The organism is Bradyrhizobium sp. LMG 9283 (assembly GCF_045571415.1).
GTDB lineage: Bacteria > Pseudomonadota > Alphaproteobacteria > Rhizobiales > Xanthobacteraceae > Bradyrhizobium.
This window is the reverse complement of the sequence record NZ_CP120691.1, coordinates 8706355-8725002: the sequence shown is the minus strand read 5'-3', so window position 1 is coordinate 8725002 and position 18648 is coordinate 8706355. Positions and strand designations below refer to the sequence as shown.

The 18648-nt window shown below is 65.2% G+C and carries 14 protein-coding genes; 8 read left to right on the top strand and 6 right to left on the bottom strand.

The genetic code is table 11. The annotated features are described in order from the left end of the window. Positions 1 to 291: 291 nt before the first annotated feature. Positions 292 to 2502, bottom strand: a complete 2211-nt coding sequence (locus tag P6U29_RS40625; RefSeq protein WP_407115694.1) for a transglycosylase domain-containing protein — start codon at positions 2500 to 2502, stop codon at positions 292 to 294. A gap of 169 nt (positions 2503 to 2671) precedes the next feature. Between P6U29_RS40625 and P6U29_RS40620 the strand changes: the two genes are divergently transcribed. Then, positions 2672 to 3097, top strand: coding sequence for a DUF1330 domain-containing protein (locus tag P6U29_RS40620; RefSeq protein ID WP_025033272.1), 426 nt, complete (start codon positions 2672 to 2674; stop codon positions 3095 to 3097). A 144-nt stretch (positions 3098 to 3241) separates the two neighbouring features. Here P6U29_RS40620 and P6U29_RS40615 read toward each other — a convergent pair whose 3' ends face one another. The 3 genes from P6U29_RS40615 to P6U29_RS40605 all read right to left on the bottom strand — a co-directional run bounded on the left by P6U29_RS40615 (position 3242) and on the right by P6U29_RS40605 (position 6462). Next, positions 3242 to 4468 (bottom strand): ABC transporter substrate-binding protein, encoded by a 1227-nt coding sequence (locus P6U29_RS40615; RefSeq protein ID WP_407115693.1) that lies wholly within the window; start codon positions 4466 to 4468, stop codon positions 3242 to 3244. 264 nt (positions 4469 to 4732) lie between these two features. Then, positions 4733 to 5959 carry an ABC transporter substrate-binding protein gene (locus P6U29_RS40610; protein ID WP_407115692.1) on the bottom strand — a complete coding sequence of 409 codons (1227 nt, stop codon included), beginning with the start codon at positions 5957 to 5959 and terminating at the stop codon, positions 4733 to 4735. A gap of 146 nt (positions 5960 to 6105) precedes the next feature. Then, positions 6106 to 6462: a DUF1304 domain-containing protein gene (locus P6U29_RS40605; protein ID WP_407119564.1), complete on the bottom strand. Its 357-nt coding sequence runs from the start codon at positions 6460 to 6462 to the stop codon at positions 6106 to 6108. Positions 6463 to 6560: 98 nt separating this feature from the next. On the opposite strand from P6U29_RS40605, the gene P6U29_RS40600 reads away from it, so the two are divergent. After that, complete coding sequence (locus P6U29_RS40600; RefSeq protein ID WP_407115691.1) at positions 6561 to 7091, top strand: methylated-DNA--[protein]-cysteine S-methyltransferase; 531 nt, start codon at positions 6561 to 6563, stop codon at positions 7089 to 7091. Positions 7092 to 7101: 10 nt separating this feature from the next. Here the strand turns inward: P6U29_RS40600 and P6U29_RS40595 are convergent, their stop codons facing one another. After that, on the bottom strand, positions 7102 to 9891 hold the full coding sequence (locus P6U29_RS40595; RefSeq protein ID WP_407115690.1) for a [protein-PII] uridylyltransferase: 2790 nt from the start codon (positions 9889 to 9891) through the stop codon (positions 7102 to 7104). 188 nt (positions 9892 to 10079) lie between these two features. Here P6U29_RS40595 and P6U29_RS40590 point away from each other — a divergent pair, with 188 nt between their 5' ends. The 5 genes from P6U29_RS40590 (at position 10080) to P6U29_RS40570 (ending at position 14292) form a co-directional block, all read left to right on the top strand. Further along, entirely contained in the window at positions 10080 to 11051 is a 972-nt protein-coding gene (locus P6U29_RS40590) for an aliphatic sulfonate ABC transporter substrate-binding protein (RefSeq protein ID WP_407115689.1), read from the top strand. Positions 11052 to 11121: 70 nt separating this feature from the next. Continuing rightward, positions 11122 to 11967 (top strand): ABC transporter permease, encoded by an 846-nt coding sequence (locus P6U29_RS40585; protein ID WP_407115688.1) that lies wholly within the window; start codon positions 11122 to 11124, stop codon positions 11965 to 11967. A 4-nt stretch (positions 11968 to 11971) separates the two neighbouring features. Continuing rightward, on the top strand, positions 11972 to 12757 hold the full coding sequence (locus tag P6U29_RS40580) for an ABC transporter ATP-binding protein (protein ID WP_407115687.1): 786 nt from the start codon (positions 11972 to 11974) through the stop codon (positions 12755 to 12757). A 55-nt stretch (positions 12758 to 12812) separates the two neighbouring features. Next, positions 12813 to 13322 (top strand): OsmC family protein, encoded by a 510-nt coding sequence (locus P6U29_RS40575; protein WP_407115686.1) that lies wholly within the window; start codon positions 12813 to 12815, stop codon positions 13320 to 13322. Positions 13323 to 13488: 166 nt separating this feature from the next. Beyond that, complete coding sequence (locus P6U29_RS40570) at positions 13489 to 14292, top strand: hypothetical protein (RefSeq protein ID WP_407115685.1); 804 nt, start codon at positions 13489 to 13491, stop codon at positions 14290 to 14292. A 134-nt stretch (positions 14293 to 14426) separates the two neighbouring features. Here P6U29_RS40570 and mutS read toward each other — a convergent pair whose 3' ends face one another. Continuing rightward, positions 14427 to 17165, bottom strand: coding sequence for a DNA mismatch repair protein MutS (gene mutS / locus P6U29_RS40565; RefSeq protein WP_407115684.1), 2739 nt, complete (start codon positions 17163 to 17165; stop codon positions 14427 to 14429). Positions 17166 to 17380: 215 nt separating this feature from the next. Between mutS and pcaF the strand changes: the two genes are divergently transcribed. After that, a complete protein-coding gene (pcaF, locus tag P6U29_RS40560; RefSeq protein WP_407115683.1) occupies positions 17381 to 18589 on the top strand; it encodes a 3-oxoadipyl-CoA thiolase in 1209 nt (402 codons plus the stop codon). Positions 18590 to 18648: the final 59 nt, after the last annotated feature.

The following is an 18648-nucleotide window of genomic DNA, read 5'->3' as shown; positions in this document are numbered from 1 at the left end:
GTCTGACCGGGCGACCCAGTATTCCAGAGACGGTTGTTATTGAGCCGAGAAGCCGCCGCGTACTGGATTGCCCGCCTCCGCGGGGAATGACAGGGGAGGGTGGGGAGACATCATCGCGCCTCGCTCGATTCTCGCCACACTTCGCGACGATTGCGCCGCGTGCCTGATTTACCCCGCCGCATCAAACGCTTCGAGCGGTCCACCGTGCATTGCGCCGGCAATCACCTTCTACTGTGCATGGGGTTGTTTTCGCAGTTTTTGTTTTGACGCCCCGTGGCTCCCAGGCCGAAGCTATCGATTCCCGCCGAACAGCCGATCCATCAGCCAGCCATCGAGCCCGGCCGCCGCCTCGGGGCGCACATTGGCGCGCGTGGGAGGCGGCGGGCGATAGCCGCCAGCGTTCGCGGGTGGCGGTGCCGCCGGCGTGGGCGGCGACACCTGCGAGGCCGCCTGCGCGAGGTTCGACAGGCCCCAGCCGCCTGGTGAGCTCGGCAGGCTCGCGACCGGCACGCCCTCGTGCGCCGTCTTCATGAAGCGCGTCCAGACTTCGACGGGCAGGCCGCCGCCGGTCGCCTTCTTGGTCGGCGAGTTGTCGTCATTGCCGAGCCAGACGCCGGTGACGAGGTTGGCGGTGTAGCCGATGAACCAGGCGTCGCGGTAATCCTGGCTGGTGCCGGTCTTGCCGGCCGCCGGCCAGCCGGGGATCTCGGCCTTCTTGGCGGTGCCTGATATCAGCGTCTCCCGCATCATCGTGTTCATCATGCCGACATAGCGGGGGTCGATGACCTGGTTGCGCTCGTCCGCCTGGCGCATGTAGAGCAGCTTGCCGCTGAGCGTCCTGATCCGGGTCACGACATGCGGCGTCACCGCGAAACCGCCATTGGCGAACGGCGCGTAGGCGCCGACCAGCTCGACGACTGAAACTTCGGAAGTGCCCAGCGCGATCGAGGCATTGGGCTCGAGCTTGGAGGAGATGCCGAGCCGGTGCGCGGTGCGCACCACGTTCTTCGGACCGACCTCGAGGCCGAGGCGGATGGCGACCGTGTTGAGCGACATCGCCAGCGCCTGCGTCAGCGTCACCGCGCCAAAATATTCATGGGTGTAGTTCTCTGGCCGCCAGCCCTTGACCTCGATCGGGGCGTCCTGGCGGACGGTATCAGGCGTCAGCCCTTGCTCGAGCGCGGTGAGGTACACGAACGGCTTGAACGAGGAGCCTGGCTGGCGCTTCGCGGTGACCGCGCGGTTGTACTGGCTCTCGGAATAGTTCCGCCCGCCGACCATGGCGCGCACCGCGCCGTCAGGCGTCATCGCCACCAGTGCGCCCTGGCTGACATTGAACTTCACGCTCTTGGCGGCGAGCTCGTCGATGATGGCGGCTTCCGCCACACTCTGCAGCTTCGGATCGATCGTGGTCTCGACCTTGATGCTCTCGTCGATCTGGCCGACCAGGTCGTCCAGCACCTCGCCGATCCAGTCGGCGACGTAATTGATCGTGCCGGCGCCGACCGGCTTCACATTGTAGGAGGGATGGCCGATCGAGGCCTGCGCCTGCGCCTCGGTGATGAACTTCGCATCCGCCATCGCCGCGAGCACGACTTGCGCGCGCGCTTCGGCGCCTTCGGGGTTGCGGTTTGGCGCAAGGCGGGAAGGCGACTTGACGAGGCCGGCGAGCATCGCGGCCTCGGCGATGGTGACGTTCCTGGCCGACTTGCCGAAATATTTTTGCGCGGCGGCTTCGACGCCGTAGGCGCCGGAGCCGAAATAGACGCGGTTGAGATAGAGTTCCAGAATTTCGTCCTTGGAATGCTTGCGCTCCAGCCAGATCGCGAGCTCCGCCTCCTGCAGCTTGCGCTGCATGGTGCGCTCCTGGGTCAGGAACAGGTTTTTCGCAAGCTGCTGCGTCAGCGTCGAGCCGCCCTGCGAGACGCCGCGATGGAGCACGTTTGTGATCAGGGCACGCAGGATGCCGACGGGGTCGATGCCGAAATGCGAATAGAAGCGACGGTCCTCGATGGCGATGAACGCCTTCGGCAGATACGGCGGCAAGTCCTTCAGCGCGACATTGGCGCCGGCCATCTCGCCGCGTTGCGCCAGCATGCTGCCGTCCATCCCGACGATCTGGATCGTCGGCGGGCGCTTGGGAATTTCCAGCGACTGGATCGGCGGCAGATGCGCGCCGACATAGATCACGACGCCGATTATGGCGATGACGGCCCATAGGCTCAGCACTGCGCCCCAATAGACCAGGCGGCCTAGGCTGAAGCCTCCGCGTGACTTTGCGCGCCGCTTGGCGCCGCTACGGCTGGCTGGCGCCTTGCGCTCGCGGGGCGGCTCGTCGCCGGCATCCTCGCTCTTGCGCTTGGCTGATGATTTCGCAGATTTCTTCGGCTTGTCGTCGCCGCCGGGAATACGGTCCGCCGGGGTGAGGCGCAGATCGGCGAGCGCCGCGGGCAAGCCGAACAGCGGCTCTTTCCGCGCACCCTTCTTCTTTCCCCACGCCATACGCAATACGCCCGGTCAGCTCGCCCCGCCGCACGCTAGCGGTCGCTGTTTAAGGCCGGGTTACCCCGGCGTTAACGCGCAATTAGGAGGTGCGGCATTCGCTCGCCGCGGTTCCCGTTCCGGGGCCGCAGGGCTAGGATCGCGGGCGTCAAGAAAGAGGGAAACTCGCATGGGCCACATCGATCCGACCAAGGAGATCTTCGCGCAATTCCGGGAGAACGATCGCCCGGGCCCGATCCACATGCTCAATCTGGTGCGCTTGCGGAAGGAGGCGGCCTATCCTGACGGGCGCAAGGCCAGCGGCGCGGAAGCCTACGCGGCCTATGGCCGCGAGAGCGGTCCGGTGTTCGAACGTCTCGGCGGCCGCATCGTCTGGCAGGGCAAGTTCGAGCTGATGCTGATCGGCCCGCAGGAGGAGCGCTGGGACCATTGCTTCATCGCCGAATATCCAAGCGTTGCCGCCTTCGTCGAGATGATCCGCGATCCCGTCTATCGCGAGGCGGTGAAGCATCGCCAGGCGGCCGTGGAGGATTCGCGGTTGATCCGGCACGCGGTGTTGCCGGTGGGGAAGAATTTTGGGGAGATACCGACGTAGACGCCAGTTCGTAGGGTGGGCAAAGCGCCGGGATGGGCGAACGCGCATCCCGGGGCGTGCCCACCATTTCTACCGTGATCGCAGAGAAAACGGTGGGCACGGCGCTTGCGCGCCTTTGCCCGCCCTACGAAGCGGTCCTCACTTCTAACCCGCCGGGCCCGCATCCTCCAGGATCGGGCCGAACAGCTCCCAGCGCTCGCCGTTGAACCTCATCATCTGAAGCTGCTTGTTGACGCGGTAGTCGGTCGGCGAGGTGTTGGCCTTGATGCCGGGCAGGGCGGTATCGCCGGCCACGTCCTTCAGCGAGGCGGCCTGCTTCATGACGTTCTCGCGCGTCAGGTTGTCACCGCACTGCTGCAGCACATGGGCGAGCAGCTGGGCGGTGCCGTAACCATAGACGTTGAAGTTCGAATCCTTGTCTCCGTCCGGATAGTACTTCGCCATGAAGTCGAAATATTTCTTCATGCCGGGATCATTCTTCCAGGTCGGATCGAGCGGGTCCTTGCCGTAGTTGACGCTGATCACGCCCTTGGCGGCATCGAGCCCCGCCGGCTTCATCACCGCACCGACCGAGGTGGCGTTGATGTCGACGATCTGCACCGGATGCCAGCCGAGCTCGGCGATCTTCTTGATCGCCTGCGCCGCTTGCTTCGGCGTGGTCGCGCTGAAGAACAGGTCGGCGCCGGCATCCTTGATCTTGAGGATCTGCGAATCGACGGTCGGATCGGAAACTTCGTAGGACGCTTCGGTCACGACCATCTTGGCGGCCTTGTCGCCGAGGCCGGCCTTAAGGCCGTTCAGATAGTCCTTGCCGAGGTCGTCATTCTGATAGAGCACGCCGATCTTGGCGTTTGGGTGCTCTTTCAGAATGTACTGGCCGTAGATGCGGCCCTCGACGAAATAGTTCGGGTTGTAACCCATGGTCCACGGGAAGTTCTTCGGGTCGGTGAACTTCGACGCGCCGGTGGCCGCGAACAGCTGCGGGACCTTCTTGGCGTTGAGATATTTCTGCACGGCGGCGTTTGAGGGCGTGCCGATGATCTGGAAGGTCAAGAGCACCTCGTCGCTCTCGACCAGCTTGCGGACCTGCTCCACCGCTTTCGGCGGCGAATAGGCGTCGTCATATTGGATCAGGTTGATCTTGCGGCCGTTGATGCCGCCCTGGTCGTTGATCATCTTGAAATAGGCGGCCTGCGTCTTGCCGATCGTCGCATAGGCCGATGCCGGTCCCGAGAACGGCACGGTCTGGCCGACCTTGATCTCGGTGTCGCTGGCGCCCGGATCATATTTTTTCTGGGCATTGGCCGCGGAGACCGACAGCGCCAGGGTCAGCGCCGTTACCGTGGCCAGATGCAGCATGGCATTCCTCATTCGCAATTTCCTCGGTTTGTTATTGCAGATGGTCTGGCGGGCGCACTGCGCGTCCGATGCCATCGCTGAGCGCGAGTGTGGCGGAGGCGTTGCTGCGACGCAAGGTCGGCGTTCGCAGGCTCGATCGATTGGCCTTGTAGGGTGGGCAAAGCGTCTGCCGTAGCTCGAAGAGCGAAGGCGGAGGCGTGCCCACCATCATTTCATGGCAACCGAGACGTGGTGGGCACGGCGCTGGTGCGCCTTTGCCACCCTACGAGAGCGGGCCTAACCCGACGGGCCCGTGTCCTCGATGATCGGCCCGAACAGCTCCCAGCGTTCGCCGTTGAACCTCATCATCTGCATCTGCTTGTTGACGCGGAAGTCGTTCGGCCCGGTGTTGATCTTGATGCCGGGCAGCGCAAAGCTCGGCGTGAAGTCCTTGATGTTGGCGACCTGCCTCATGACGTTCTCACGCGTCAGGTTGTCGCCGCATTGCTTGAGCACCTGCACCAGCAGCTCCGCCACCGAATAGGCGTAGGTATTGACCGTGTTGAGCTTGTCGCCCTCAGGGAAATACTTGTCCATGAAGGCGAAGAAGGCCTTCACGCCGGGATCGTCCTTCCACTGGGGATCGCTGGGCTCCTTGCCATATTGGGTCGAGATGATGCCCTTGGAGATGTCGAGCCCGGCCGGCTTCAGCGTGGCCGAGATCGGGCTCGCATTGATGTCGAGTATGTGCACCGGCGTCCAGCCGAGGTCGGCGAGCTTCTTGATCGCCTGTGCCGCAAACTTCGGCGTCGAGGCATCGAAGAACACGTCGACGCCCATCGATTTCAGCTTCACGACCTGCGAATCCACCGTCGGATCGGTGACCTCGTAGGAGACTTCGCCGACGATCATGCTGGCAGCCTTGTCGCCAAGACCGCTCTTGAGGCCCGCGAGATAGTCGCGGCCCATGTCATCGTTCTGGTAGAGCACGCCGATCTTGGCGTTGGGATGCTCCTTGAGAATGTATTTGGCGTAGATACGCCCCTCGGACACGTAGTTCGGATTATAAGCGATGGTCCAGGGATAGTTCTGCGGATCGTTGAAGCGCGCCGCGCCGGTGGAAGCCAGAAGCTGCGGCACCTTTTTGCCGTTGAGATATTTCTGCACGGCCGCGTTCGCCGCAGTGCCGATCAGCTGGAACGTGAACAGCACCTCATCGCCTTCGACCAGCTTGCGCACCTGCTCCACCGTCTTCGGCGGCGAATAGGCGTCGTCATACTGGATGAGGTTGATCTTGCGGCCGTTGATGCCGCCCTGATCATTGATCATCTTGAAGTAAGCGGCCTGGGTCTTGCCGATATTGGCATAGACGGAATAGGGCCCGGAGAACGGCACGGTCTGGCCGATCTTGATCTCGGTGTCGCTTGCGCCGGTGTCGTATTTCTTCTGGGCAAGGGCTTGGCTGGCGGAGAATGCGAAGGCGAGCGCTGCCGTGGCACCAATGAAGGCTCTGCGATTGGTCATCTTGGGTTGTTCCTCCTGACGGAATTTTCGACCGATGGTCTTTTTCCGTTGTTGCAACGGTCGCCATCGCTGCCTCAGATTGTGGAGGAAGGGCAGTCGCCGCGCAAGGATCGCGGCGCTGCGCCGTAGCGTCTCAGGCCAGCGTCCTAGGTCAGGAACAATGCCGCCACCGCGAGCGCCGCCGGCAGCGCCTGCACGATCAGAATCCGCGTGCTGACGGTCGCCGCGCCATAGGCGCCGGCCACGATCACGCAGAGCAGGAAGAACACCTTGATCTGGAACGCGAAGGCCGGGTTACCATGGAGCAGACCCCAGACCAGGCCGGCAGCGAGGAAGCCGTTATAGAGGCCCTGGTTGGCAGCCAGCACCTTCGTGATCGCGGCCTTGTCAGGCGTGTTGCGAAACACTTTCAGTCCCAGCGGCTTGTCCCAGAGGAACATCTCCAGGACCAGGAAGAAGACGTGCAGCGCCGCGACCAGCGCCACCAGGGCATTGGCGATCAGGATCAAGGTGAGCTCCCCCAAAGCATCAGCTTTCGGGTGGACGTTAGCACGGCCGCCATGGCAAGTGCGATGGAAGTGTTTCGATGCATGGTGTCGCAATGGCCGGTCGATCAACCAAACCATCTGCAAGCTTCGGTCTCGACCGCTTGACGACGCCAATCGGGATCGCGCTGCTCGTCACCGATTCTGATGGTGTCTTGCGCGCGCTCGACTGGGAGGATTACGAGCACCGCATGCGCGGGCTGTTGCGCCTGCATTACGGCGCGGTGGATCTGAGTGAACACGCTGCGCCCGCGGGTATGCGGACGGCGTTGTCTGGATATTTCGAAGGCGAACTCGGTCAGCTCTCGAACATCGCGTGGCGCACCGCCGGCACGCCGTTCCAGCAAAAGGTCTGGACCGCGCTCGCGCAAATCCCCGCTGGTGCAACGCTGAGCTACGGTGCACTCGCCGCAAAGATCGGCACGCCCAAAGCGATTCGTGCCGTCGGCCATGCCAACGGCTCCAACCCGATCAGCGTGGTGCTGCCCTGCCATCGCCTGATCGGTGCAGATGGCTCGCTGGTGAAGTACGGCGGCGGGCTGGAGCGCAAGCGCTGGCTGCTGCGGCATGAGGGTGTGGAGGTGTAGGTCTCTCCGCTCACGCCGCCGGCTGCACCGCCTTGTCGCCGGCCATCACATGGGTCAGCGCGCTCTTGATCGCGGCCTGCCGCGTCGGCGCGTTGATCTGCGCGCCGAGCAGGTCCGTGACGTAGAACACGTCGCGGGCGCGCTCGCCGAAGGTCGCGACATGCGCTGAGGCGATGTTGAGATTGAGCTTGGAGATCGCGGTGGTCAGCTCGTAGAGCAGGCCGGGCCGGTCGAGGCCGGAGACCTCGATCACGGTGTAGCGGTCGGACCATTGGTTGTTGATGGTCACTTCCGGCTCGATCACGAAGGGCTTCGCCTTGCTGCGCACGGTGCGCCGCGCCACGGCTTCGGGCAGGCGCAGCTTGCCTTCGAGCACGTCCTCGATCATCTCGCCGATACGCGTGGCGCGCCGTCCCTCGTCCTCGTCGCGGTCGTATTCCCTGGAAATCGAGATCGTGTCGAGCGCGCGGCCGTCGGTCGTGGTGTAGATCTGGGCGTCCACGATGTTGGCGCCGGCCGAAGCGCAGGCGCCCGCGATGATCGACAGCAGCCAGGGATGGTCGGCCGCGAAGATCGTGAGCTCGGTGACGCCGCGCACCTCGTCGAAGCCGACATTGATCGCCAGTTTGTGGCCGGCCTGCTCGCTGGAGCGGACGAAGCGGGCGTGGCGGATCTTGCGCGGCAGCTCGACCTTGAGCCAGTAGGCCGGATAGTGCCGGCCGATATAGGCATCGAGCTCGTCGGCCGGCCATTCGGCGAAGGCCATGCGGAATTCGGCGTAGGCGGCGGCGAGGCGCTTTCCGCGATCGACCTCCGAGAAGCCGCCGGTGAGCACCGGCTCGGTTTCATAATAGAGCGAGCGCAGCAGCTGCGCCTTCCAGCCGTTCCACACCCCGGGACCGACGCCGCGGATGTCGGCGGTGGTCAGGATGGTCAGCAGCTTCATCTGCTCGACCGACTGCACCACGGCGGCGAAATTCTCGATCGTCTTGCGGTCGGAGAGGTCGCGCGACTGCGCGACCGTGGACATCGTCAGATGCTCTTCGATCAGCCATGCCACGAGCTCAGTATCGGCTTGGCTGAAGCCGAGCCGCGGGCAGAGCCGCCGCGCAACCTTGGCGCCTGCGATGGAGTGATCCTCCGGCCGGCCTTTGGCGACGTCGTGCAGCAGCGTTGCGATGTAGATCACGGGCCGATGCTCGGGCCGGGTCTTGCGCATGAGGTCGCTGGCGAGCGCGAACTCCTCGATGCCGCCGCGCTCGATGTCTTGCAGGAAGCCGATGCAGCGGATCAGGTGCTCGTCGACGGTATAGTGATGATACATGTTGAACTGCATCATCGAGACGATCTTGCCGAAGGCGCGGATGAAATGACCGAGCACGCCGGTCTCGTTCATCCGCCGCAGCACGATCTCCGCATTGTCGGAGGTCAGGATCTCCATGAATAGCCGGTTGGCCTCGGAATTTTCGCGCAAGCCCGCGTTGATCAGGCCGAGCGAGCGCGTCACGTCGCGCATCGCATCCGGGTGGAAGGCGAGGTTATTCTTCTGCGCGAGGCGGAAGATGCGGATCAGATTGACCGGGTCGTGCTTGAAGACGTCGGGCGCGGCGACGTTGATGCGGTTGTTGTCGACGATGAAATCGTCGCTGTCAGGGACACGCCGCTTCACCGCAGTCGGCCGCAACCGCGCCATCATCCGGCTCAGCACCGGCGCGGGCTTGGCCTGCTGGTCCTCGAGCTTGGCGCACAGGATGGCGGTGAGATTGCCGACTTCCTTGGCGACCAGGAAGTAGTGCTTCATGAAGCGTTCGACGTCCTGCATGCCGGGATGCGAGGTGTAGCCGAGCCGCACCGCGATCTCGCGCTGGAGGTCGAAGGAGAGGCGCTCTTCGGCGCGGTTGCAATAGAAATGCAGATTGCAGCGTACCGACCAGAGGAAATCGGCGCAGCGGCGGAAGCTGCGATATTCCTGCGCGTCGAACACGCCGCGCCCGACCAGCTCGTGGGTATCGCGCACGCGATAGACGTATTTGGCGATCCAGAACAGCGTGTGCAGGTCGCGCAAGGCCCCCTTGCCGTCCTTGACGTTGGGCTCGACCAGATAGCGCGACTGGCCGCCGCGGCGGTGCCGCTCCTCGCGCTCGGCGAGCTTTGCGGTGACGAATTCCGATGCGGTGCCCTGCACCACTTCCTTGTCGAAGCGCTCGACTAGCTCACCGTAGAGCGGCTTGTCGCCGGTGAGAAAGCGCGTCTCCAGGATCGCAGTGCGGATCGTCATGTCGCCGCGCGCCTGCCGGATCGATTCGTCGACCGAGCGGGTGGCGTGACCGACCTTCAGCCCCATGTCCCAGAGGCAGTAGAGAATGGCTTCGGCGACCTGCTCGCCCCAGGCGGTCTGCTTGTAGGGCAGGATGAACAGGAGATCGATGTCCGATTCCGGCGCCATCAGGCCGCGGCCATAGCCGCCGGTCGCCACCACCGCCATGCGCTCGGCGCCGCTCGGGATCGGCGAGCGGTAGAGATGGCGCGTCGCGGCCGAATACAGGATGCGGATGATCTCGTCCTGCACGTGGCACAGCCGTTCGGCGCAGCGGCGACCGTGACGGTCCTTCAGGAGGATCGCCTGGGCCGCGGCGCGCGCCGCGATCAGCTCGGCCTTGAGCAATTGCGCCATCGCCGTGCGGAACGCGTCCTCGCGGCCCTCATGCTTTTCGGCGAGCGCATCGACCGCGGCGGTGATCCGCGCGGTGTCGAAGCGGTCATCCGTCTCTGGCTTCTTTTCAATCGCGACGCTGTCCATGTCTCACCGGATATAAGAGGCGAGGGGCGCTGTCATCCGCCATTCTCTGGCAATAGGCGTTCCATGCTGGAAAGCGGCGGGTTTGCGCAAATCTGTTCTCGGGCCGCGCGCTTGCAAGGGGCGGATTTTCTCGTTGACCTCTAGGTATAACTCATTGAAAAACAATGGAGTTTTTCAGGAGGCTGAGCATGGCTGGGATTGCACGACGTATTCTTCTGGCGGGAGCTGTGGCGCTCGCATTGACCCCCGCGGCCAAGGCGGCGGACCCGCTCAAGGAAATCCGCATCGATTGGGCGACCTACAATCCGGTGTCGCTGGTCCTGAAGCAGAAGGGCCTCCTGGAGAAAGAGTTCGCCAAGGACGGTATCACGGTCACCTGGGTGCAGTCGGCCGGCTCCAACAAGGCGCTCGAATTCCTCAACGCCAGCTCGATCGACTTCGGCTCGACCGCGGGCTCGGCGGCGCTGGTCGCCCGCATCAACGGCAACCCGATTAAGTCGATCTATGTCTATTCGCGCCCTGAATGGACCGCGCTGGTGACGGGCAAGGACTCCAAGATCGCTGGTGTGGCTGACCTGAAGGGCAAGCGCGTCGCGGTGACGCGCGGCACCGATCCGCACATCTTCCTGGTGCGCGCGCTGCTTGGTGCCGGCCTGACCGAAAAAGACATCACCCCGGTGCTGCTCCAGCATGCCGACGGCAAGACCGCGCTGATCCGTGGCGACGTTGACGCCTGGGCCGGGCTCGATCCCATGATGGCGCAAGCCGAGGTCGAGGAAGGCGCAAAACTGTTCTATCGCAAGGCCGACGCGAACACCTGGGGCATCCTCAATGTGCGCGAGCAGTTCTTGAAGGACTATCCCGACATTGCTCGCCGCGTCCTCGCGGTTTACGAGGAGGCGCGCAAATACTCGCTGGCGAATTACGACGAGCTGAAGAAGACCTTCATCGCGGTCACGAAACTGCCCGAGGCTGTCGTCGACAAGCAGCTCAAGGAGCGCACCGAGCTCACCCACAGCCGCATTGGCGCGCCGCAACGCGAATCGATTCTAGCCGCCGGCCTTGCCCTGCAACAGGCCGGTGTCGTCGATGCCAAGATCGACGTGAAGGCGACGCTGGACGCCCTGATTGACGACCAGGTCCCGCTGCCGACGAATTGATCTTCTTACCCTCCAGGGGAGGGTACGAGGCGCCCTTGCAATCGCGCACCAGACGCGCTTCCTACCGGCCATGATCTCCGACGCGCCAGTCCTGCAACAAACTTCGGAACTAGCCGAGAGCACCGCCGCGCCCTCGCGACTGTCGCGCTATGCGCGGCCGGTGCTGGGACTGCTGCTGCCGCTGACGCTCGCGCTGGGTTGGGAGCTCGTGGTGTGGCTCGGCTGGTCCAACGGGCGCCTGGTGCCGCCGCCGTCGCGCATCTTCACCACGATCACTGACCTTGCCCATTCCGGCGAGCTGATCCGCCACATCACAGCGACGCTGGGGCGCGTCTCGCTCGGCTTCGCCTTCGGCGTGGTTGCGGGCACGCTGTTGGGAGCAATCTCCGGCTATTGGTCGCTGGCGCGCCGGCTGCTCGATCCGACCGTGCAGGCCTTGCGCGCGATCCCCTCGCTCGCCTGGGTGCCGCTGTTCATCCTCTGGCTCGGCATCTTCGAGACCTCGAAGGTCGCGCTGATCGCAGTCGGTGTGTTCTTCCCGGTCTATCTCGGCGTGATGGGCGCGATCCTCTCGGTCGATCGCAAGATCGTCGAGGTCGGACGCGTCTTTCGCCTCTCCGGGTTCGCCATGATCCGCCGCATCCTGTTGCCCGCGGTGCTGCCGGCCTATGTCGTGTCGCTGCGCGTCGGTCTTGGCTTGGGCTGGATGTTCGTGGTCGCAGCCGAATTGATCGGCGCCTCCGAAGGCCTCGGCTATCTCCTGCTCGACGGCCAGCAGCTCGGCAAGCCAGCGCAGATCCTGGCCGCCATCGTGATCTTCGCCATCCTCGGCAAGCTCACGGATTGGCTGATCGAGATTGCGGCCGCACCGTTCCTGCGCTGGCAGGACGCCTTCGGTCGCGCGAAGGGAGCTTGAGGCCATGCTGGCGCTCGACCGGGTCAGCAAGACCTATCCCAACGGCGTCGAGGCACTGGCGCGCTTCTCGGCCCAGATCAGGCAGGGCGAGATCATCGCCGTCATCGGCGGCTCCGGCTGCGGCAAATCAACATTGCTGCGCGCCATCGCCGGCCTCGATCATGCCAGCTCGGGCACGGTGACGCTCGACGCTGAGGCGATCAGCTCGCCGCATGCCAAGATCGGCATCATCTTCCAGGAGCCGCGGCTGCTGCCCTGGCTCAGCGTCGCCGACAATATCGGCTTTGGCCTCGCCGACCTGCCCGCGACCGAGCGGCGCGAGAAGGTGGCGCGCGCGCTCGCGCGCGTCGGGCTGGCTGACAAGGCGCAGGCCTGGCCGCGCGAGCTCTCCGGCGGCCAGGCGCAGCGGGTTGCGATCGCACGCGCGCTGGTGCCGCAGCCGGAGGTGCTGCTGCTCGACGAGCCGTTCTCCGCACTCGATGCTTTCACCCGCAGGGATCTCCAGGATCATTTGCTCGACCTCTGGGCCGACACGCGGCCGACGCTCATCCTCGTCACCCATGACGTCGACGAGGCCGTGGTGCTGGCTGACCGTGTGCTGGTGATGCGGCCGCGGCCGGGACGGCTGTTCGATCAGATCGAGATCAATCTCGGCCGGCCGCGCGACCGCAATTCGCCCCTGTTCGGGAATTTCAAGCGCAGTGTGCTGACGTCACTCGACCGTTCGCTCGACCGCACGGTGCCCGACCGTGACGCAACCCAGGGTCCCGGCCAGGCCATGTGGTGGTGACAATCTCGCCCCGAGCCGGTACATCGGCAGGCATGATGTCCCGGGAGAGAACAAAATGGACGCTGCCCAACTGCGCCAGATGCAAGCCCCGATCAAGGAGCGCTACAAGACCGATCCCAAGGCCGCGCTGATCACGCTGAAGGCCAAGGGCTCCACCGATAGCGAAGGCATCGCCTGCAAGGTCGAGACCGGCCGCGCCATCGCCATGGCTGGCCTGCACCCCGCCACCGGCGGCTCCGGCCTAGAACTCTGCTCGGGCGACATGCTGCTGGAGGCGCTGGTCGCCTGCGCCGGCGTCACGCTGAAGTCGGTCGCGACCGCGATCGAGGTGCCCTTGAAGACCGGTAACGTCTATGCCGAGGGCGACCTCGATTTCCGCGGCACGCTCGGCGTCGACAAGGAGACGCCGGTCGGCTTTGCCGAGATCCGCCTGCGCTTCGAGGTCGATACCGACGCGCCGCAGGACAAGCTCGATTTGCTGCTGAAACTCGCCGAGCGCTATTGCGTGGTCTATCAGACCATCAAGAACGGCCCGAAGGTCTTGGTGTCAATGCAGCGGATTTAGCTGCCCACCTCTCCCACAGGTGGCGCCGAAGGCGCGGGTGAGGGGCTGCATTCTCTCGTGGGACCTGAAGCCCTCACCCGATTTGCTGCGCAAATCGACCTCTCCCTCCGGGAGAGGTGAACGACCCCGCGGATAATTCGCTTCAACAAAAATCATCCCGCGCGAGATGTCCCTCGACCTGCACCTCATCGTCTTTCTTCTCCTGCGCATGGCAATCGCCGCGGCGTTCGTCGTGACGGCGTCGATCATCACGGAGCGCTCGGGGCCGGTGATCGGCGCGCTGATCGCGACCCTGCCGGTCTCGGCCGGTCCGTCCTACGTCTTCCTTGCACTCGACCATGACGCCGCCTTCATCGCGCAGGGTGCGCTGTCTAGCCTGCCGGTCAACGCAGCGACGATCTTCATGGGGCTCACCTATGTCGTGCTGGCGCAGCGGAACAGCTTTGCCGTGAGTGTTGGAAGCGCGGTCGCTGTATGGATCGTGCTGGCCTCGATCATTCGCCTGTTCGACTGGCCGCTCACTGCGGGGCTCGCCGCCAATCTGATCGCGTTCGGCATCTGCATTCCGCTGCTCGCGCGCTATCGCCACGTGAAGATGCCACTGGTGACGCGCCGCTGGTACGATGTGCCGATGCGCGCTGCGCTGGTCGCGACCCTCGTCGCCATCGTCGTCTCGACCTCGGGCTGGGTCGGCCCCCGCATCAGCGGCATCATTGCGCTGTATCCGGTGGTGTTCTCCAGCATCATGCTGATCCTGCATCCGCGGATCGGCGGTCCACCGACCGCCGCCGTGCTCGCCAACTCCGCCTGGGGCCTGCTCGGCTTCGGCATGGCGGTTGCGGTGCTGCATGTCGGCGCAGCCAGGTTCGGCTCCGCGATCGGCCTCAGCATGGGGCTTGCCACCTGCATCGTGTGGAATCTGACGCTGTGGTGGAATGGGCGAAGGAAGCGGCTGGCTACAGTTTCGTAGGGTAGGCAAAGGCGCGCGCTTCGCGCGCCGTGCCCACCATCTATCCGCGAATTTGTCGTTGCACGGTGGGCACGCTTCCGCCTTCGCTCTTCGAGCTACGGCGGACAAGTCGCTTTGTCCACCCTACGGCACCGTCACTGCTTCGGCAGCTTGGCCTTCAGCGCATAGAGCGCATCGAGTGCCTCGCGCGGCGACATCTCGTCCGGGTGCAGCGCCTTCACGGCTTCCATCAGCAGTTCGGCCTCACTCGGCGGCGCGGCCTCGGTGGCGGCGCGCGAGGGGACGGCGAACAGCGGCAGATCGTCCACCAAGGCTCGCGCGGTCTGGCCGCGGTCCTGCGCCTCCAGCTTGGAGAGCACGGACTTCGCGCGCGCGATCACCGCCGGCGGCAGGCCGGCGAGCTTCGCCACCTGGATGCCGTAAGAGCGGTCGGCCGAGCCCGGCAGCACCTCGTGCAGGAACACCACATTGCCCTGCCACTCCTTCACGCGCACCGTCGCATTGAACATGCGCGGCAGCTTGGCTGAGAGCGCGGTCAGCTCGTGGTAATGCGTCGCGAACAGCGTGCGGCAGCGGTTGCTCTCGTGCAGATGCTCGATCGCGGCCCAGGCGATCGAGAGGCCGTCGAAGGTCGCGGTGCCGCGCCCGATCTCGTCGAGGATGACGAGCGAGCGTTCGCCGGCCTGGTTCAGGATCGCCGCGGTCTCGACCATCTCCACCATAAACGTGGAGCGGCCGCGGGCGAGATCGTCGGCGGCGCCGACGCGCGAGAACAGGCGGTCGACGATACCGATCCGCGCGCGCGTCGCCGGCACGAAGCTGCCGATCTGCGCCATCAAGGCGATCAGAGCGTTCTGGCGCAGGAAGGTCGATTTACCCGCCATGTTGGGACCGGTGAGCAGCCAGAGCTGGCCGGATTTTTGTGCGGGCGCCGGCGACAGGTCGCAGGCATTGGCGATGAACGGCTCGCCATTGCGCTTGAGCGCCTGCTCGACCACGGGATGGCGGCCGGCCTCGATCGCGAAGGCAAGCGACGAGTCCACCTCAGGTCGCACATAATTCTCGTCGACGGCGAGCTTGGCCAGCGACGTTGCGACGTCCAGCAGTGCGAAACCCTGCGCCGCCGCGCGCAGATCGTCGCTGATCTCGAGCGCCCTGGCGGAGAGCTTCTCGAAGATTTCGAGCTCGAGGTTGAGCGCACGGTCGCCGGCATTGGCGATCTTGGCTTCGATCTCGCCGAGTTCTGAGGTGGTGAAGCGCACCTGCCCCGCCAGCGTCTGGCGATGAATGAAGGTGGCGTTCAGCGGCGCCGACATCAGCTTGTCGCCGTGCTGGGCGGTGACCTCGACGAAATAGCCGAGCACGTTGTTGTGGCGGATCTTGAGACCCTTCACGCCGGTGTCGTCGGCGTAGCGCGCCTGCATCGAGGCGACCACGAGGCGCGAGGCATCGCGCAGGTTTCGCGCTTCGTCGAGCGCGGGCTCGTAACTCTGGCGGACGAAGCCGCCGTCGCGTTTGATCAGCGGCAGCTGCTCGTCGAGCGCGCGGGCGAGTTCGGCTGCGAGTGCGCGCGATGGTCGTCGCAGCGCCGCCATCACCGCCGCGACCTCCTGCGGCGGCTGATCCAGTTCGGCGAGCCGTGTCAGCACTTGGTCGGCGGCCAAGATGCCGTCGCGGATGCCGGCGAGATCGCGCGGCCCGCCCCGGCCGACCGAGAGCCGGGCCAAAGCGCGCGACATGTCGGGCGCGCCACGCAAAATGCTGCGGATGTCTTCGCGCGCCGCGGAATCGGCAACGAAGGCGCTGACCGCGTCGAGCCGGCGCGCGATTGCCGGCGCATCGGTCAGAGGTGCCGCCAGGCGCTGCGCGAGCAGGCGCGAGCCCGCCGAGGTTACCGTGCAGTCGATTGCGTCGAGCAGCGAGCCGCGGCGTTCGCCGGCCAGCGTCCGCGTCAGTTCGAGATTGGCGCGCGTCGCTGGATCGATCGCCATGGTCGCGCCCGAGGCCTCGCGCGCGGGCGGCGACAGCGGCGGATGCTTGCCGACCTGGGTGCGGTCGACATAGGTGACGGCGGCGGCTGCGGCGGTGGCCTCCAAGCGCGTGAGCTGGGAGAGCCCGTCCATGGTCGCGACCGCAAAATAGTCGCACAGCCGCTTTTCGGCGGTGGCGCCGTCGAAAACGTCGCGGGTCAGCGGCGTCACCGCCGGCAGCTCGCGCAGGGTCGGCCCGAGCTCGTTGTCGTTGTAAAGCGCGTCAGTGACGATCGCCTCGTTCGGATTGATGCGCGCCAGCGTCGCGGCGAGCTCTCCGCCTGAAATCTCGGTCACCATGAATTCGGCGGTCGAGATGTCGATCCAGGCGAGGCCGAAGCGGTCGCCGCCGGCTGAGGAGCGGGCCCGTGCGATCGCCAGCAGGTAATTATTGGCGCGCGCATCCAGCAGCGTGTCCTCGGTCAGCGTGCCCGGCGTGACCAGCCGCACCACGCCGCGGCGCACCACGCTCTTGTTGCCGCGCGCTTTCGCTGCGGCGGGATCCTCGGTCTGCTCGCACACCGCGACGCGGTGGCCGGCGCTGATGAGACGATGCAGATAATCCTCGGAGCGCTCCACCGGGACGCCACACATTGGGATGTCAGCGCCCTGGTGCTTGCCGCGCTTGGTCAGGACGATGCCAAGCGTCCTGGAGGCGATCTCGGCGTCGTCGAAGAACAGCTCGTAAAAGTCGCCCATCCGGTAGAACAGCAGCAGGCCCTGATGCGCCGCCTTGATCTCGAGATATTGTTCCATCATCGGCGTCACGCGCGCGGCGGCTTCCGCCTGGGGTGCTGGCGTGGGCTCGGGTTCTGGGGCGGAGATGGGCTGTTGCATCGTCATGGGCGGCGCAACCTACAAAATTTCGCCTCACGCTCCTATTGCTTTGGCCGGGCAGGGGAGGTTTTCCACGTTGTCCGCACCGCGGCATGCGTTGCAGACCGCAGGCCCCTGCAAATCGCACGCGAAACCGTCAATTGACCTGCCGCGGGCGCCCTCCTAAAACTCCGCCGACATTGAAGAATTTGGCCGGACCGCGGCAGTCAGGGAGAACAACGATGCGTGATGTCTTTATCTGCGATGCCGTCCGAACCCCGATCGGCCGCTTCGGCGGCTCGCTCGCCAAGGTGCGCGCCGACGATCTCGCCGCAGCCCCGATCAAGGCGCTGATGGCCAAGCATCCCAATCTCGATTGGGCGCAGGTGGATGAAGTCTTCTTCGGCTGCGCCAATCAGGCCGGCGAGGACAACCGCAACGTCGCGCGCATGGCGCTGCTGCTCGCAGGCCTGCCGGACTCGGTTCCCGGCCAGACGCTCAATCGCCTGTGCGCTTCCGGCCTCGACGCGGTCGGCGCCGCCGGCCGCGCCATCCGCTCCGGCGAGATCGAGCTTGCGATTGTCGGCGGCGTCGAATCCATGACCCGCGCGCCCTTCGTGATGGGCAAGGCGCAGGAAGCCTTCTCCCGCTCCGCCGAGATCTTCGACACCACCATCGGCTGGCGCTTCATCAATCCGCTCTTGAAGGCGCAGTATGGCGTCGATGCGATGCCGGAGACCGGCGAGAACGTCGCCGAGGAATTCCAGGTCTCGCGCGCCGACCAGGACGCCTTCGCCATCCGCTCGCAGCAGCGCGCCGGCGCGGCGATCGCCGCGGGTTATTTCGCGGAAGAAATCACCCCAATCACCATTCCGGGTGGCAAGGCGGGCCCGATCACCGTCGACAAGGACGAACATCCGCGTCCCGAGACCACGCTGGAAGGTCTCGCCAAGCTGAAGCCGATCGTTCGCAATCCTGGAACGGTCACCGCCGGCAACGCCTCCGGCGTCAATGACGGCGCCGCCGCCATGATCCTGGCTTCGGAGCTTGCTGTGAAGAAGCATGGCCTGACGCCGCGGGCGCGCATCCTCGGCCTGGCCTCAGCCGGCGTGCCGCCGCGCATCATGGGCATCGGTCCGGTGCCCGCGACCCGCAAGCTGATGGAGCGCCTCGGCAAGAAGATCAGCGATTTCGATCTGATCGAGCTCAACGAAGCCTTCGCCTCGCAGGGCATCGCCTGCCTGCGCCAGCTCGGCGTCAAGGACGACGCCGATTTCGTCAATCCGCATGGCGGCGCCATTGCGCTCGGCCATCCCCTTGGCATGAGCGGCGCGCGCCTCGCGCTCACCGCCGTGCACGGCATGGAGAAGCGCGGCGGCAAGCTCGCGCTCGCCACCATGTGCGTCGGTGTCGGACAGGGTGTCGCCGTTGCGATCGAGAAGCTGAATTGACGGAACGCTGCGCGTCCCGTCATCCCGAGGCCGCTCGTTAGAGCGGCATCCGGGATCTC

Coding starts and splice junctions, on each gene's coding strand:
- P6U29_RS40625 (WP_407115694.1), bottom strand. CDS start 2,502: ATGGCGTGGGGAAAGAAGAAGGGTGCGCGGAAAGAGCCGCTGTTCGGC.
- P6U29_RS40620 (WP_025033272.1), top strand. CDS start 2,672: ATGGGCCACATCGATCCGACCAAGGAGATCTTCGCGCAATTCCGGGAG.
- P6U29_RS40615 (WP_407115693.1), bottom strand. CDS start 4,468: ATGAGGAATGCCATGCTGCATCTGGCCACGGTAACGGCGCTGACCCTG.
- P6U29_RS40610 (WP_407115692.1), bottom strand. CDS start 5,959: ATGACCAATCGCAGAGCCTTCATTGGTGCCACGGCAGCGCTCGCCTTC.
- P6U29_RS40600 (WP_407115691.1), top strand. CDS start 6,561: ATGGCCGGTCGATCAACCAAACCATCTGCAAGCTTCGGTCTCGACCGC.
- P6U29_RS40595 (WP_407115690.1), bottom strand. CDS start 9,891: ATGGACAGCGTCGCGATTGAAAAGAAGCCAGAGACGGATGACCGCTTC.
- P6U29_RS40590 (WP_407115689.1), top strand. CDS start 10,080: ATGGCTGGGATTGCACGACGTATTCTTCTGGCGGGAGCTGTGGCGCTC.
- P6U29_RS40585 (WP_407115688.1), top strand. CDS start 11,122: ATGATCTCCGACGCGCCAGTCCTGCAACAAACTTCGGAACTAGCCGAG.
- P6U29_RS40580 (WP_407115687.1), top strand. CDS start 11,972: ATGCTGGCGCTCGACCGGGTCAGCAAGACCTATCCCAACGGCGTCGAG.
- P6U29_RS40575 (WP_407115686.1), top strand. CDS start 12,813: ATGGACGCTGCCCAACTGCGCCAGATGCAAGCCCCGATCAAGGAGCGC.
- P6U29_RS40570 (WP_407115685.1), top strand. CDS start 13,489: ATGTCCCTCGACCTGCACCTCATCGTCTTTCTTCTCCTGCGCATGGCA.
- mutS (WP_407115684.1), bottom strand. CDS start 17,165: ATGACGATGCAACAGCCCATCTCCGCCCCAGAACCCGAGCCCACGCCA.
- pcaF (WP_407115683.1), top strand. CDS start 17,381: ATGCGTGATGTCTTTATCTGCGATGCCGTCCGAACCCCGATCGGCCGC.